Annotated in this window: 9 protein-coding genes; 3 read left to right on the plus strand and 6 right to left on the minus strand. The window is 72.8% G+C overall.

Translation table 11 applies throughout. The annotated features are described in order from the left end of the window. The first annotated feature begins 10 nt into the window (after positions 1-10). Positions 11-739 (plus strand): alpha-ketoglutarate-dependent dioxygenase AlkB, encoded by a 729-nt coding sequence (locus tag AB1460_RS19850; protein WP_368963162.1) that lies wholly within the window; start codon positions 11-13, stop codon positions 737-739. Here the strand turns inward: AB1460_RS19850 and AB1460_RS19855 are convergent. The 5 genes from AB1460_RS19855 to AB1460_RS19875 all read right to left on the minus strand — a co-directional run bounded on the left by AB1460_RS19855 (position 709) and on the right by AB1460_RS19875 (position 11517). Next, a complete protein-coding gene (locus tag AB1460_RS19855) occupies positions 709-2241 on the minus strand; it encodes an MFS transporter (RefSeq protein ID WP_368963164.1) in 1533 nt (510 codons plus the stop codon). The two genes, AB1460_RS19850 and AB1460_RS19855, sit on opposite strands and share 31 nt — an antisense overlap. A 69-nt stretch (positions 2242-2310) precedes the next feature. Next, a complete protein-coding gene (locus tag AB1460_RS19860; protein ID WP_368963166.1) occupies positions 2311-5469 on the minus strand; it encodes a protein kinase domain-containing protein in 3159 nt (1052 codons plus the stop codon). Positions 5470-5520: 51 nt separating this feature from the next. After that, the gene (locus AB1460_RS19865) at positions 5521-6420 is read right to left on the minus strand and encodes a hypothetical protein (protein WP_368963167.1); all 900 of its coding nucleotides are present in this window, start codon (positions 6418-6420) and stop codon (positions 5521-5523) included. A gap of 74 nt (positions 6421-6494) precedes the next feature. Beyond that, on the minus strand, positions 6495-7139 hold the full coding sequence (locus tag AB1460_RS19870) for a response regulator (protein WP_368963168.1): 645 nt from the start codon (positions 7137-7139) through the stop codon (positions 6495-6497). A gap of 139 nt (positions 7140-7278) precedes the next feature. Next, entirely contained in the window at positions 7279-11517 is a 4239-nt protein-coding gene (locus AB1460_RS19875) for a HAMP domain-containing protein (RefSeq protein WP_368963170.1), read from the minus strand. Positions 11518-11899: 382 nt separating this feature from the next. On the opposite strand from AB1460_RS19875, the gene AB1460_RS19880 reads away from it, so the two are divergent. Both AB1460_RS19880 and AB1460_RS19885 read left to right on the plus strand, forming a co-directional pair. Then, on the plus strand, positions 11900-14158 hold the full coding sequence (locus AB1460_RS19880; protein ID WP_368963172.1) for a SpoIIE family protein phosphatase: 2259 nt from the start codon (positions 11900-11902) through the stop codon (positions 14156-14158). Positions 14159-14255: 97 nt separating this feature from the next. Then, on the plus strand, positions 14256-14699 hold the full coding sequence (locus AB1460_RS19885) for an ATP-binding protein (RefSeq protein ID WP_368963173.1): 444 nt from the start codon (positions 14256-14258) through the stop codon (positions 14697-14699). A 43-nt stretch (positions 14700-14742) separates the two neighbouring features. Here the strand turns inward: AB1460_RS19885 and AB1460_RS19890 are convergent, their stop codons facing one another. Further along, positions 14743-16113: a type III PLP-dependent enzyme gene (locus AB1460_RS19890; protein WP_368963174.1), complete on the minus strand. Its 1371-nt coding sequence runs from the start codon at positions 16111-16113 to the stop codon at positions 14743-14745. Between the last annotated feature and the right edge of the window lie 180 nt (positions 16114-16293).

Below are 16293 nucleotides of genomic sequence, written 5' to 3' on the forward strand. Positions count from 1 at the left end.
GCGTCGGTTGATGGCCGACCATGCGAGGGCCGACGACGGGACGAGGGCCACCACATCCGCCGGCGTGACCGGCGAGCGTGGCGGGCCGGGTGTCGATCCGGCCGCGGTGTTCGAACGGGTGCACCTCGACGCGACGTCCTGGGTGGATGTGGCCCGCGGGTGGATCACGGAACCCGACACTCTCTACCAGGCAGTGCGGGACGGGACGCCCTGGCGCCAGGGAACGATGTGGCGGTACGAACGCCACGTCACCGAACCGCGGCTGAGCGCCTTCATCCGCAGCGGGAGCCCGGTTCCGTTCCCGGGGCTGCTGGCCGCCTACCGCGGGCTGCGGCGGCGTTACGGCGTCGACTTCGACGGCTATGGGATGTCCTGGTACCGCGACGGGAACGACGCTGTGGCCTTCCACCGCGACCGGGAGATGCGCTGGCTCGACGAGACGGTCATCGCGATTCTCACCCTGGGTGCGCGGCGCCCGTTCCTGGTGAAGTCCCGGCACCTCCCGCCCGGGCGCAGGCTGCTCAACGACCCGTTCGCCGACCGCGGGCGTGACTTCGCCCCCCGCGGTGGAGACCTGCTGGTGCTCGGCGGTCGGGCGCAGGCCGACTGGCTGCACGCCGTTCCGCGGGTAGGCGGTGCCGTCAGCGGGCGCATCTCCGTCCAGTGGCGGTGGACGTCCCGAGCGGGCCGGCCGGAGATGGGGCCGGGTTACGGGGCCGCGCGGATGTTCTCCCGCTGACGCGGGCCCCGCTGACCAGCACGGCCCCTCCGAACCACCCGGGCCACCGGGCCGGCGCCGGCGTCCGCGTCCGCGGGCGCGGACGTGGACGCACCGGCGGAAGCCGCCAGACCGGCCGCGACGAGACCGGCCACGGCCAGCAGAACCATCGTCGTGCGGAAACCGCCGGCGGCGTAGGCGAGCGCCGACACGGAGACACCCAGGGCGGTACCCAGGCCCCGGGTCATGTTGACCACCCCGCTCGCCATTCCGCTCTGCCAGGCGGGGACGACGCTCATGATGGCCGCGTTGTTCGACGGGGTGAACAGGCCGAGGCCGCATCCGACGAGCATCAGCGCCGGCAGCCCGACCGCCGGTCCGCTGCCGCCCGCGGCCAGCAGCAGCAGACCGGCCGCCACGCAGAGCATCGCCCCGACGGTCACCGCCCGGGCGCCGAACCTGGTGACCAGCGTCGACGCGACCGGTGCGGCCAGGCCGATCGAGACCGGCAGCACCGCCAGCAGCAGGCCGACGGCGAGAGCGCTCGCCTCCGAATGCTGCGGGATGGTCAGCAGCAGGCCGAACAGCACGAGGAACGACAGCGCACCCGCCAGCAGCCGCAGCCCGATCCCGCGGCAGCCCACCACCGCCAGGTCGACCATCGGGTGGTCCGCCCGTGCCTCCCGGCGGGCGAACAGCACCGCGCACAGGACGGCGACCAGGACGAGCGCTGCCACAGCCGGTGCCGCGACCGGGCCGGACAGCGACGCGGCCGCCGACAGTGCCAGCAGCACCGCGGAGACGGCGGGCACGAGCAGCCCCAGGCCCGGCCAGTCGAAGGGCGCCCGCGGGGCGCGCTGGTGTGTCCGGGGCAGCAGGAGGACGCCGAGCACCAGGCCGAGCAGGCCGGCGGGGATGTGCGCCCAGAAGATCCAGCGCCACCCGCCGAGCTCCAGCAGCAGGCCGCCGGCCAGCGGCCCGAGCGAGAGGCCGAACGCCTGCGCCGCTCCCTGCGCGCCAAGGGCCGCGGTGAGCCGCTGCGGGCGCACGGTCGTCGCGATCAGGGCCACGCTGTTGGCCTGCAACATGGCGGCGCCGAGAGCCTGGGCGACCCGGCAGGCGAGGAGGATCCCGACGCCGGGCGCCAGCGCCGCGCCGGCCGAGGCCAGGGTGAACAGCGCGAAGCCATACAACGAGAGAAGCTTGCGGCCGGCCATGTCGGCGAGGCGGCCGAGTGCGGCGATGCTCGCCACCAGGGTGACCAGGTAGGCGAGGCTCACCCAGGTGGCGAGCCCGACGGAGATGCCCAGGTCGGCCCGGATCTCGCCGAGGGCGACGGTGACGATGCTGGCGTCCAGCTGGCCGAGGAAGCTGCCGATGCACACCGCGCCGACCGCGAGCACCGACGCCGCGGGCGACTCACGGACCCGGGCCGGGCGGGCGGGCTCGCGCAGCAGCGCGCTGGCGGCCCCGAGCGGCCGCCGGTCCCGCCACTCGCGGCGGCCGAGGTCAGGGTGGGGCATGACCCCATATTCCTCTGTGACAGAGGTATCTGTCGACGCGAACCGGTGATCTCACATCCCGCCACGTTGTCAGATGGACGGGCAGGGCGGATCGAAGCGGCGGCTACCGACATGGTGACGCCACTCGGAGCGGGTGATCGCCTTCTGGGAGCGCGCGCAGACGTTGTCCACAGCGGCACCGGGACTGAGATCCCAGACGCGGGCGGCGTTGCCGTCCGCGACGGCGAGCGAACGGCCGTCAGTGGCGGCCAGCGCCAGCGCGACCGGCTGGCCGGCCGTCCCTGCCGGTGCCGGCAGGGGCAGGCTCGCCCGCGACGACGGGCGGACCGGATTGGACAGGTCCCACAGCGCGACATCGCCGCCGGCGGCCGTGGGCCCGACCAGGAGCGCATGGCTGTCCGGCGAGAAGGCCACGGCACCGGCACCTCCCGTGGGGGTGAAGGACGTCACCCGCCGCAGGCCCCGCGGGTCACGCGGCCGGTAGATCTCCACGATCGACCGCGTCCCGGTGGGGGCCGGCACCGACGAGGCGACCGCCATCGGCAGGCCGGCGGTCGCGACCGCGAGAGTGCGCCCGTCCGGCGAGTAGGAGGCGCCTGTCACCACGCCGTCGCCGCTCAACTGGCTGGCCCGACGCGGTCGGCGGGGATCCGCAAGGGACCACAGCGAGAGCCGGGCACTGCCACCGACCAGCAGCTGGCTGGAGTCGGGGGAAAATGCCAGCGCCGTGATGGGCCCCGGGGTGCGCAGGGCCGCGAGCGCGGTCGGTTGGCGCGGATCCCGCACGTCCCAGAGCCGCAGCGAGCCGTCGGACGAACCGGTGGCCACCGTCGCACCGTCCTGGCTCACAGCGATCTCGCCCACCGCGCCGCTGTGCCCGCCAAGCTCACCGAGCCGCTCGACCGCCCCGTCCACCGACACCCGCCACAGCTGGACGTTGCTCGCGACGTCGCCACCGGCCTCGGTGGCCCCCGCCGCCGGCTCCTCCGCGGCCCGGCCGGCCGTGACCGGTCCGGCCGTGACCGGTCCGGCCGCCGTCACCACGATCACGCCGGCCAGCGGGGAGCGCCTTGGCGGCGTCACGTAGCCGACGGCACTGACCTGTGGTCCGTCGACCGGAAAGGCAGTGATCTGCCGGCCCGACGCGGGGTCGGACAGGTCCCACAGACCCGCACCGCTGTCGCCGGCCGTCACCAGGCTCAGCCCGTCCGGCGCCACCGCAAGATCGTGGACGTCGCCGGTGAGATGGCCGGTCCGCCGGACGCTCGCGGCCACGAGCGCCTGCGCGGCCGCCGTCGTCGGGGAGATCCGGTATGCCACCAGCGCGAGCTGGCCGGCGAGGTCCGGCTGACGCTCGAGCAGGCCGACGGCCTGGCGGGCGACCCGCCCGGAGGTGCCCGCGGCGGTGTGTGCCCGGACCATGCCAACGGTCTCGATCATCATGGTCATCACGACCGTGGCCACGACCCCGAAGAGGAAGACCGGGAAGAAGCGGCCGCCGCCGGACAGGCGTGACCGCCAGCCGCCCACCGCCCGTGCCCAGCTCGGCCTGGCGGACTCCCCCGCCGCTGCCTGCGTCGGAGCCGGCGGTTCCCCTGCCAGGGGCGACGGTGCCACCGGCGCGGGCGCGGGCGCGGACGGAACCGCTGCCGGCGACGTTGGCGGTGCCGGCCACACCGCCTCCATGGGAGCGACCGGGCCGGGCCTGGCCTCGAGTACGACGGTCCGATCGGCCTCGGCCTCGGCCTCGGTCTTGGACGTGGGCTCGGGCTCGGGCTCGGGCTCGGGCCGCAGGTCGGCCCCGGCGCCCGGGTCCGTCTCGGCCTCGGTGGCCGTGTCTGCCCCCGGGCCAGGTCCGTCCGCCGGCCGTACCGCGGCCTCCGTGGCCTTCCCGTCGTCTGTCAGGCCCTCAGCTTCGGCCACCGAGCCGGCGCCGGGCTCGGCCTGCTCCGCGGCCGCTTCCGACCCGACCACCGCTTCCGGCTCGGCCGCGGCGACCTCGACCGCTGTGCCCGGTTCGGCCGCGGCGACCTTCCCGAGGGACCCAGCCGGTTCCGCAGCGCCGGCCGGTTCCGCAGCGGTCGCCTCGACGGCGCCGGCGGACTCGAGACGGTCGGCGGACTCGGACTCGGACTCGGACGTGGTCGCGGGTCCGGTCGCGGGCGTGGTCGCGGGTCCGGTCGCGGGCATGGGCGTGGGCGTGGTCTCAGAGTCGGCTTCGGCGCTCGGCTCTGCGCCGACCGTGGCCTCGGGCCGGGGACTGGGGAGCCGCGTGGTCGTCGTGGCGAGGTCGCCACCGAGCACACCGGGGGTGGTCTCACCGCCGTCAACCGGTAGAGGGGCGAGGCGTCCTTCCAGCATTTCCAGCAGCTCGGCCGCCGTGGGCCGGCGAGACGGGTCCTTGCGCATCGCCATGCTCACGATGTCACGGAGGGTGTCGTCGAGCCCGACGAGATCCGGCTCCGCATAGACGGCGCGCTGCAACAGAACCTGCGGCGTCCCGTTACCGAACGGAAGTCCTCCGGTGGCGGCGAAGAGGACCACACCACCCCAGGTGAAGATGTCCGACGCCGCTGTGAGCGGCTGTCTCAGAACGTGCTCCGGGGTAATAAAAGCGGGTGTGCCCATCCCGGGACCCGTACCGGCACGTGCGGGTAGGGCGACGGTGTTGAGGACACGCGACAGCCCGAAGTCGAGCAGTCGGATTCCACCCTCGGAAAGCAAAACATTCGCGGGCTTCAGGTCAGCCGAGACAAGACCGGCACCATGGAGCCCGGTGAGCGCGGACACCAGTCCATGAGCGAGTGCCCACACCTCGGCCCGCGGGAGAGGACCGGCGTGCGCGACTGTGAATGCCAGGCTGGGGGCATCGACGAACTCCGTGACGACGTACGGGGGCGCAGCCGCCGTGTCCGCGTCGATGATCTCGGCGAGGGTGGGCGGTGCCAGTGCCCGGACGGTCTCCAGGTCGGCCCGCAGCCGCCGGCGGAATTCGTGGTCGCGGGCGAAGGCCGCGCTGATCACCTTGATGACCACCGCGCGGCCGGCCGGATCCCGACCAAGATAGACCGGCCCGGTTCCCGCCTCGAGGAGCTGTCGTTCAACCGCATACGGACCGATTGAAATCGGCCGATTGCCGCGGGAACGTCCGAGGTGTCGCCGGGCAACGACCACAGGTCGGCACCTCCGAAATATTCGCGAAACCCCGTAACGGGACGTCGCGGTCACATGGGACGTATCCGCATGCTATCGACGCAGGCAGGCGCCTGAACGGGCCGGTTACTCTTCGCGGTTCCCCAGAGCAGCGGCGACAGTGAGCAACAGGCCGGGATGCCGGTACACCGCCTCGGTCGTCAACGGCCCGCCGCGAAGCACACCGAGGACCTCGGCGTGGCTCGGGACCTGCGCACATCCGCTCCGTACCAGGCCAGCCAGGGTGAGCAGCCCGCCCAGGTGCTCTTCCAGGACATCCACGGGCGGCCCGGGCCGGCCCCCAAGCCAGGCCCGATGCTGATCGGGACTCATGATTTCCCACACCACCCGGTCTGTCACCCCCGCGGGCCCCATCGGACCACCCCAGGGACCACGCGCCGCCTCCCCGGCCCGATGGTGCACAGCGAGGAGATGCGGCACGCAGACCAGGCCCGCCGCATCGACCCCACCCACGCCCCTCGCAGGCAGCTCGGGCCGGTGATCGGCGACGACGACGTGCCCGGTCAGGCCGCGCCTCGCACGGGCGTCGTGCAGGCGTCCGGCGAGGCAGACAGCGAGCGCGGCCGTGTCGGAGGGCGCGTACCGCGCATGGACTGCCACCGCGGTGAGCCCGGACAGGCGCACCAACCGGACCGCCGTCCGCGCTGCCTGCGCGGCGTCGGCGGCGACGAAGTCGACCAGGGTCGCCCGTTGCCCGTGCGCCGGGTCGCCGGGCGGCACCCGGCAGACCGGCGCGTCCGGCGTTCGGCGCACCCGGGCGATCGTGATGAGGCCGTCGGCGTAGGGGAGGCTCAGCCGGGGCAGATCGCCGGCGACGACCGCGTGCGGGTCGGCGCCGGCGCCGGGCGCATCAGGCGGATCGGGTGCATCAGGCGGATCAGGCGGATGCGGGTCGCCGCCCGCCATCCGCCCCGCCTCCCCCCACACGCACTCCAGGTGATGCTGACCATACAAGTGGTCAACCACCCTGAAGCCCGTGTTCGCGCAGAAGATCCACAGGAGGGCAACGGCAAGCCCGTGAGGTCACCCGCGGTGGGCAGTCACTCCGTACTGCCGCCCGCCGAGCGGGCGAAGGGCCGCAGCCGAGCCACCAGGCCGCGCACCTCGGCCCCGGCGGCGGCCAGCGTCTCCTCGTTCGAGGTCGCGGCACCGTCGAGGAGGACGTCGAGGGCGATGAGGCGCTCGGCGACCTCCGTGATGAGATCGAAGTCGCGCACCCGCTGATGGGCGAGCTCGGCAAGCCGCTCGTTCTTCTCGAACAGCTCGACGAACACGCTCACCTTGGCGCGCAGCAGCCACGGGTCGAACGGCTTGGCGATGTAGTCCACTGCTCCGACCGCGTAGCCGCGGAACGCGTGGTGCGGCTCGCGGTCGATGGCGGTGAGGAAGATGATCGGGGTGTCGCGCGTCCGGCCCCGCTGCTTGATCCGGTGCGCCGTCTCGAAACCGTCCATCCCGGGCATCTGGACGTCGAGCAGAATGACCGCGAAGTCGTCGACGAGCAGGCGTTTGAGCGCCTCCTCGCCCGAGGACGCGGTGACCAGGTCCTGGTCCAGGGAGGCGAGAATCGCTTCCAGTGCCATGAGGTTGTCAGGTCGGTCGTCCACCAGGAGGATCTTGCTCCGTGGCCGTTCCGTGTTTGACGCGCCCGCGGTGTCGACAGGTCCGCCGGTCCGCTCGGTCACCCGCCTGCCTCCTCCTTCGCCGGTCGGCCTGTGTGCTCGTGGCGACGACACCACTGTTCCACCATCGCTGATCGGCATGTCGGGGCCACCACCGGCCCGTCGACACCTACCCGAATGCGCACCATACGCGATCTGATCATCACAGATGTGACCGCATCACTCCAAGAAGATGATCAAGATCGACGGGCTTGGTGATGTAGTCGGTCGCGCCGGCCGAAATGCTCTTCTCCCGGTCGCCGGGCATCGCCTTGGCGGTGAGCACGAGGATCGGCAGCGGCGCGAAGGCGGGCATCGCGCGGATCGCCGACGTCGTCTCGTTACCGTCCATGCCGGGAAGCATGACGTCCATGAGCACGATGTGCACCGGCGTGCTGTCCTGCTGGAGCATCCGGATCGCGTCGTGGCCGTTGTCCGCGTAGAGCACCCGCATCCCGTGCATCTCCAGCGCGCTGGTCAGCGCGAACACGTTGCGGACGTCGTCGTCGACCACCAGGATCGACGCGCCGACCAGCGGGTCGGCGGTGTCCAGGTTGGTTGCCGGGGGCCGGGCCACCGCGACCGGGTCGGTGAGGAACGGGGTGCCGGCTGCCTCGGGCGTGTCCGTGAGTGCCGTCTCCGGCGCCCGACTGGACCACAGCGTGCGGCCGACCGTGCGCGGGGGCACCACCGGGCCATCGTCACCGGAGGCTGCGGCACTGCCCGCCGGGGGCAGTGGCGCCGCCCTGTCAGCGGCCGACAGGTCGATGCCGGGCTCGGCCGGCGAGCCGCCGGGCCGCGCCGCCGGGCCGGGGAGGGCGGCCCGCTCGCTGCCAGGTGGCAGCTGGCCCCGGCCGTGGTCGCCGGCGCCGTCGGAGCGCCACCGCGGCTGGCCGGCCCCCTCCACGATCATCAGGACGCCGTCCGGCTCTCCGGGAATCGCGCTCGCCGGCGGGTCAGCCGGCATCACCGACGGCACGAACAGGGTGAACGTGCTGCCCTGCCCGATCTGGCTGGAGACGGAGATCGAGCCGCCGAGCAGCCGGGCGATCTCCTTGCTGATCGACAGCCCGAGGCCGGTACCGCCGTAGCGGCGGGACGTCGTGCCGTCCGCCTGCTGGAAGGCCTCGAAGATCATCCTGAGCTTCTCGGCGGCGACCCCGATGCCGGTGTCGCTGACGGCGAACGACAGCACCATCGGCGCCGAGCGCAGGCTCGGCGCGACGAACGGCGTGTCGGGCGGGGCGACGGAGACGTCCAGTCGCACGGTGCCGGCATCGGTGAACTTGACCGCGTTCGACAGCAGGTTCTTCAGCACCTGCTGGAGGCGCTGCTCGTCGGTGACGAACTCCTCCGGCACGTCGGCGGTGACGCTGATCTCGAAGGTGAGGCCCTTTTCCTCCGCGGTGGGCCCGAAGACCCCGGCCGCGGCGTCGCACAGCGCGGCGGTGCGCACGGGGCCGGCGTCCACGTTCATCTTGCCGGCCTCGACCTTGGACAGGTCGAGGATGTCGTTGATCAGCCCGAGCAGCTCGGAACCGGCGGAGTGGATCGTCTCGGCGAAGTCGATCTGCTTCTGGCTGAGGTTGTGGTCCGGGTTGTCGGCGAGCAGCTTGGCGAGGATGAGCAGGCTGTTCAGCGGGGTCCGCAGCTCGTGGCTCATGTTCGCCAGGAACTCGGACTTGTACTGCGAGGACAGCGCGAGCTGCTCGGCCTTCTCCTCCAGGCCGATCCGGGCCATGTCGATCTCGGTGTTCTTCTCCTCCAGCAGCGCCGCCTTCTCCTCCAGCTCGTTGTTGGTGCGCTGGAGCTCGACGGACTGGGAGCGCAGCTCCTGGGTGAGACGCTGCGACTGGGCGAGCAGCTCCTCCGTCCGGGCGTTCGCCATGATCGTGTTGAGGACGACGCCGATCGTGTCGACGAGCTGGTCGACGAGGGTGAGGTGCAGGTCGGAGAACGGCGTGAAGGACGCCAGCTCGATGACGCCGAGCACCTGGTTCTCGAAGATGACCGGGACCACCACCAGATCACACGGTGGCGCCTCGCCGAGGCCGCTGCGGATGTTGAGGTAGCCGGCGGGGACGTCCTCGACCCGGATGCGCTTCTTCTCCAGCGCGGCCTGCCCGATCAGGCCCTCGCCGAACAGGAACGTTCCGTCCGAGCGGCGCCGCGGTACCGACCCGTAGCCGGCGACGTAGCGCAGCTTGTCGCCCTCGATGAAGTCGAGCAGGTAGACGGTGCCCTGCTGGGCGTTCACGGCCGGGGTCATCTCACTGATGATCATCTGGCAGACCGTGTAGAGGTCCCGCTGGCCCTGCATCTTGCTGCCGATCAGCGCCAGGTTCGACTTCAGCCAGTCCTGCTGGGCGTTGACCTCGGTGGTCTCCCGCAGCCGGGCGATCATCTGGTTGATGTTGTCCTTGAGCTCGGCGACCTCGCCCTCGGCCTCGACCGTGATCGAGCGGGTCAGGTCACCGCGGGTCACCGCGGTGGACACGTCGCCGATCGCGCGGAGCTGGATGGTCAGGGTCGTCGCCAGCTGGTTGACGTTGTCGGTGAGGTCCTTCCAGGTGCCCGCGACACCGGCCACCGTCGCCTGGCCGCCCAGCTTGCCCTCGACGCCGACCTCCCGGCCGACCCGGGTGATCTCGGCGGCGAACGAGGAGAGCTGGTCGACCATCGTGTTGACGGTGTCCTTCAGCTCGGCGATCTCACCCTGCGCCGTGACGGTGATCTTCTGGGAGAGGTCACCGCGGGCCACCGCCCGGGTCACCCCGGAGATGTTGCGGACCTGGCTGGTCAGGTTCCCGGCCATCGAGTTCACCGACTCGGTGAGATCCCGCCACACCCCCGAGACGCCCCGCACATGGGCCTGGCCACCCAGGTTCCCCTCGGTGCCCACCTCCTTGGCGACCCGGGTCACCTCGTCCGCGAACGACGACAGCTGGTCGACCATCGTGTTCAGGGTTTCCTTGAGTTCCAGGATCTCACCCTGGGCGGTGACGGTGATCTTCTGGGAGAGGTCACCGCGGGCCACCGCCGTCGCCACCAGGGCAATGTTGCGGACCTGGCTGGTCAGGTTCCCGGCCATCGAGTTCACCGACTCGGTGAGATCCCGCCACACCCCCGAGACGCCCCGCACATGGGCCTGGCCACCCAGGTTCCCCTCGGTGCCCACCTCCCAGGCGACCCGGGTCACCTCGTCCGCGAACGACGACAGCTGGTCGACCATCGTGTTCAGGGTGTGCGCGAGACCCACCACCTCGCCGCGGGCATCCACCGTGATCTGGCGGGTCAGGTCGCCCCGGGCCACCGCCGAGGCGACCTCGGCGATGCTGCGCACCTGGGTGGTGAGGTTGCCGGCCATGATGTTGACCGAGTCGGTGAGATCCCGCCACACGCCGGAGACACCCATGACCTTGGCCTGGCCGCCGAGCTTGCCCTCGGTGCCGACCTCCTTGGCCACCCGGGTGACCTCGTCCGCGAAGGCCGAGAGCTGGTCGACCATCGTGTTCACGGTCGACTTCAGCTCGTGGATCTCACCGCGGGCGTCCACGGTGATCTTCTGCGAGAGATCACCCTGGGCGACGGCGGTGGTCACCTGGGCGATGTTGCGGACCTGGCTGGTCAGGTTCCCGGCCATCGAGTTCACCGACTCGGTGAGATCCCGCCACACGCCGGAGACACCCATGACCTTGGCCTGGCCGCCCAGGTTGCCCTCGGTGCCGACCTCCCTGGCGACCCGGGTCACCTCGTCCGCGAAGGACGAGAGCTGGTCCACCATCGTGTTCACGGTCGTGCCGATGCGGAGGAACTCGCCGCGCACCGGCTGGCCCGCGATCTCCAGCGCCATCTGCTGCGACAGGTCGCCCTCGGCCACCGCGGCGATGACCCGGGCCACCTCGTGGGTGGGCCGGCCCAGGTCGTCGATGAGCGAGTTCACCGACTGGGTCAGCTCGTCCCAGCCACCGCTGCCGCCGAGGTCGTCCATCCGCATGGTGAGACGTCCGTCACGCCGGATGACCTTGCTGACCTTGGTCACCTCGCGGGCCTGCCGCTCCTGCATCCCGGCGAGCTCGTTGAAGCGGCGCGCGACGTCGCCGCCGATCCCGTCACAGATCGGCAGCCGGGCCCCGAAATCCCCCTCGACCAGCTGGTCCAGCCCGGCGAGCAGGGCTGGGAGCAGCGTGTCCACCCCGCCGGAGGCAGCAGTGCCGGCGGCCGCGACCGCCAGGCCGCCCGCACCGCCGCCACCGTCGGCGGGCCCGTTCGCGGCGGCCTCGACCGCCCCGTTGGTGGCGTCGCCCACCGGCAGCGTGGCGGTGGAACCGTTCGGAGGGCCGCCGGAATCCCCGGTACGCACGGGCGACTGCTGGCGGTCAGGGCTCGCGTCGGCGCTCATCAGTCTCCTACCTAGCCTGTGACGGTGGAATTATCAGGGCTGCGAGCCGCGCCGAGGCGGCCCCGCGACGGCCCGTCGCGGCGGGCCGGTCGGCACCCGAGCGGACGGCTCCCGGACCCGTCTCCCGGATGTCTGACGATGGTGTGGTTCAGATCGTGGTGTGGGGTAGGCGTGCGGCTGACGACGATGCGGAAGGCAACAGGGGGGGCGGGGGTGTGACGGTGTCGTTCGATCGGTCCAAGCTGTCACCTGGTTGTAGGTGCTTGTGTTGCTGTGAACGTTCGTCCCACGCTGGTCAGCTTCGCGTGGGGAGCACGCGAACAGAGCGCATCAGCCGCCAGTATCCGCCTTGCCGAGGACAACGCAGGAGAGACTGAGCCACATGAACGCCGACCCCGCGACCGGAGACCGGGTTCCGCCCCCGCGTTCCGTCGCGCTCCCGCCGACCGCCGACTCGCCGCGGTCAGCCCGGCGTTTCGTGCAGGACGTCCTGCGCGGCAGGCTGGACGAGGACACTCTCGACTCGGCGCTGCTTCTGGTGACCGAGCTGGTCACCAACGTGGTCGTGCACGCCGGCACGACCACCACGGTCGACATCGCCCTGGACCAGGCCGGCGTGCGGGTCAGCGTGAGCGACCGTCATCCGGTCCGCATCGGCGTCGGCCGGCGCGAGACGTCGGTTCCTCGCCCGCGGCCCACCGACCTGGACCTGGACAACCTCGACGACCTGGAAAGCCTCGAGGGGCTGGAAGGTCTGGAGAGCCTCGAGGGGCTGGCGGGGCTCGACGCCGGCCCGGGCGCGTTCGACGGGCTGCGTGAGGACGGGCGCGGGCTCGCCCTGGTCGACGCCCTGTCGGCCTCCTGGGGCACCGAGCATGTCGCGGGCGGGAAGACCGTCTGGTTCCGCCTCGCCACCCGGCCCGCCGACAGCTCGCCGCTGGGACCGGCCGGGACGTCCGGCGTCGAGCCCGCCGGAGCCGCCCCCCCAGCCGGGGTCGACCCGGTCGCCGCCCCGGTCGGGGCGTTCCCGGACCGCGAGCTCAGGGCGGGCGGCGAAGCCTCGCCGGCGCCCGCCCGCCGGATGCCACGACTGATCGCCCGCGACACCGCACGCGCCCTGACCGCCGAGGGCGAGGTCGCGGAGCTCCTCGCCCAGCTCCTCGACGCGCTGCCCACGGCCACCGGCGGGCGCGTCCGACGCCCGACGCAGGACGGGGGCCGCACCGAGACCGTGGCGACGCTGGGTCGCGCCCGTCCGGCCGGCGAGGCACGGGTGTTCCCGCTGGACCCGACCCAGGAGGCCCTCGGCGAGCTGCTGCTGTGGCCGGCCGTCACCGGCGGGGAGAGCACCTTCGACGTCGAGCAGATCCAGCTCGTGTCGCGGTGGATGGCGCTGGCGCTCGGCGGTGGCGACATGCGCCGGGCGGAGGAGCGCCGCATCGGCATGCTCTCCTTCCTCGCCGAAGCGTCGGACCTGCTGGCCGGGAGCCTGGACCTGACCCATTCGCTCACCCTGTTGGCGCGGCTGCCGGTACCGCGTCTCGCCCAGTGGTGCGCGGTCTACCTGAACCACGACGGCAGCGATCCGACGCTGGAGGCCCTCGTCCACGCCGAGGAGTCCGAGACCGCGGCGCTGACCAGGGCCGCGGTCGACCCGGACGGCCCGCTGATGGCCGCCGTGCGCGCAGCCCGCGGGGACAAGGCCCAGACGATGACCGCGTTCGGCGGGCCGGCGCTGGTCGTCGTCCTGCAGGCCCGGCGACGGGTGCTCGGGGTGCTCGCGCTCGGCCGGGCGGCCGGGCACGCGTTCCTCGCCGACGAGATCGACCTGCTGGCCGACCTGGCCCGCCGGGCGTCGTTCGCCGTCGACAACGCGCGGCTCTACAGCCGGCAGGTGGAGCTCGCGGGCACCCTGCAGGCAGGGCTGCGCCCGCCCGCGCTGCCACACATCCCCGGGATCGACCTCGGCTCGGCGTACGGCGCGGCGCAGTCCGCCGGGCTGGACGTCGGCGGTGACTTCTTCGACCTGATCTCCGGGCCGAACGGCTGGACGGTGGCCATCGGCGACGTCTGCGGGAAGGGAGCCGAGGCGGCCACGGTCACCGGGGTGGCGCGTGCCGTGCTCCGGCTGCTCACCGGTCGGGGCGCGGACCTCGAGGAGCTGCTGCTGGAGCTGAACCGGGCGCTGCGGGACACCGCCGCCGCCTACCCGAGCGGGCACGCACGCTTCTGCACTCTGGCCGCCGCCACCCTGCTGCCGACCGAGGGCGGGGAGGCCCTGCTGCGGCTGCACCTGGCCGGCCACCCGCAGCCGGTCGTGCTGCACCGGGACGGCACCGCCTCACTCGTCGGCCTGACCGGCACCCTGCTCGGGGTGCTCGACGACGACGAGATCTCCTTTCCCGGCCTGGACCTGCGGCTGCACGCCGGCGAGTCGCTGGTGCTGTACACCGACGGGGTCATCGAGGCCCGCCAGGGCCGGGAGCTCTTCGGAGACCAACGGCTCCTCGACGCCGTCGCCGGCTGCGCCGGGCTTCCCGCGCAGGGAGTGGCGGACCGGGTGCGGTCCGCCGCCGAGCGGTTTGCGGGCGGCAACCTGCGGGACGACGTCGCGATCCTGGTCGCCCGGGTAGCCGAATGATCCCGGTCGGGGGGATTGGCCGGCCGGCGTGTGGGTAGAACCGTGCGGGATGTCCCCGTTCTAGACGTGGTGATTGATGAGTTCGACGTCGGTTCCGATGAGCGTTGTCCGGCAGGCAGGCTGGTGCCGCCTTCCGGCCACGCACATCGTCGCGGAGCTGCCCTACCTCCCGTCGGCCGTGCCGCAGGCACGACGGGTGCTGCGTGAGTGCCTCGACATGACGACCCTGCCCGAGGAGAGCAGCGCCACGGCGGAGCTGCTGGTGAGCGAGCTCGTGACGAACGCGGTCAAGTACGGCAGCCCGCCGGTGTGGCTTCTGGTCGAGCTCCGGCCGGGTCTTGTCCACGCCTCGGTCTCCGACACCTCGACGACGCTGCCGCACCGCCGCGAGTCCGCGCCCGACTCGGAGGGCGGCCGCGGGCTGCTCATCCTGGACGCCCTGGCCGCGAGCTGGGGCGCGGTGTCGGTGGAGTCCGGGAAGTACCTCTGGTTCGACCTCGCCGTGCCGCTGCGCAAGCCCCCGGCCGGCCAGATCGACTAGCGCCGGAGCGGCCTGGTGCCAGTCACGGCCTGGGGCGCGCCGGTCACTGCTCGGGTGAGCTCGCATCGACGACGACCCGGTCGGCGCGGGGGTGGCCGAGGAACTCGTGCATCGCGAACTCGTAGCCGTAGGCCCCCGCCATCGGGAAGACCACCACGTCACCGGCACGCAGACGGTCGATGGTCACGTCCCGGGCCAGGGTGTCCTCCGGGGTGCACAGCTCCCCCACCACGGTGACCGGCCCCCCGGCCACCTCCGGCCGAGGCCAGCCGCTCGGCCAGGTCTCGCGGGGGACGACAGCGAAGTTGTGGACGATCTCCCAGGAGGTCGGCAGCTGAAAGTGGTGAATACCGCCCCGCAGCACGGCGAACACCTCGCCGTGCACCCGCTTGACGTCGGTCACCTCGGCGGCGTACCAGCCACAGTCCGCCGCGAGCGCCCGGCCCGGCTCGAAGATCACCCGGGCCCCCTCCGGCGGGCGCAGCCGGGCCAGCCCGTCGCCGAACAGGTCCAGGTCGAAGGGGCGCTCGCCGCGCCGGTCCGGCTCGAAGGGCACGCCGAGGCCACCGCCGACGTCCACCACCCGCAGTGCGAAGCCCCCCTGACGGGCCGCCCGGGCCGCGAAGTCCAGGCACCAGCGCACGTACTCCAGGTGCGCCCGCGCGTCGAGGTTCCCCGACACCGCATGGACGTGGAAGCCGACCAGCTCGACCCCCGGCAGCGACCGGGCCACCTCGACCGCCGCCGGGACGGCGCTCTCCTCGATCCCGAACGCGGTGGGACGCCCACCCATCCGGAGCGCGCCGCCGAGCCCGACCTGGGCGGGGTTCACCCGCAGCGCGACGGCTGCCCGGCGCCCGGCCTCGGTGGCCACCGCGTCGATGCGGCGGAGTTCCAGCACGCTCTCGGCGTTGACGACGTCCACCACCGGCCCGGCAGAGCCCGGCAGGCCACCCAGCAGGGCCCGCAGCAGGGTCGTCGACTTGCCCGGCCCGGAGGCCACCAGGCCCGCCTGCCGACCGCCCGGCGGGGCGGCTCGGGCGACCGCTCCGGCCGCCAGCGCGAGCTCACGCGCCGAGGAGACCTCGAAGCCGTCGACTCCGCCCGCGCCCGCCACCCCACTCGCACGGCCGACCGCATCGCCGACCGCGCCCGCTCCGCCCGTACCGCGCAGCAGGGCGTCGAGGACAGGCGGGAAGGAGTTCGCCTTGACGGCGAAGTACAGGTCCGCCCAGGCGGGCAGGTGCCGGCGCAGGTCCGCGGCGGCACGCGCCGCCACGGCCGGGTCGTACAGGTAGGCCGCGATCTCCCCGCGCTCGGTGGGCCAGGAACGCAGCCGGCCGAGGATCCCGGGGGGCAGCTGGCCGGGGCCGAGGGCGCGCAGCGGGGCCGCCGACACGGGGAGGTCCAGCACGTCGACGCCCCTTCCTCCGACCGACCGGGCTCGCCCGACACCCCGCAGAAATGCCGGGGCAACACCGGAGACATCGACAGAATCACTCGCGTGGGCGCCCTGCAACCGTAATCTTACAGTCGGCAACAGTCTCGCCTGGTTCGTCCTTCGTTCGGTTCGCCTCCCATGCCCCTGCCGGCC

Source organism: Parafrankia sp. FMc2, assembly GCF_041008525.1.
Taxonomy (GTDB): domain Bacteria; phylum Actinomycetota; class Actinomycetes; order Frankiales; family Frankiaceae; genus Parafrankia.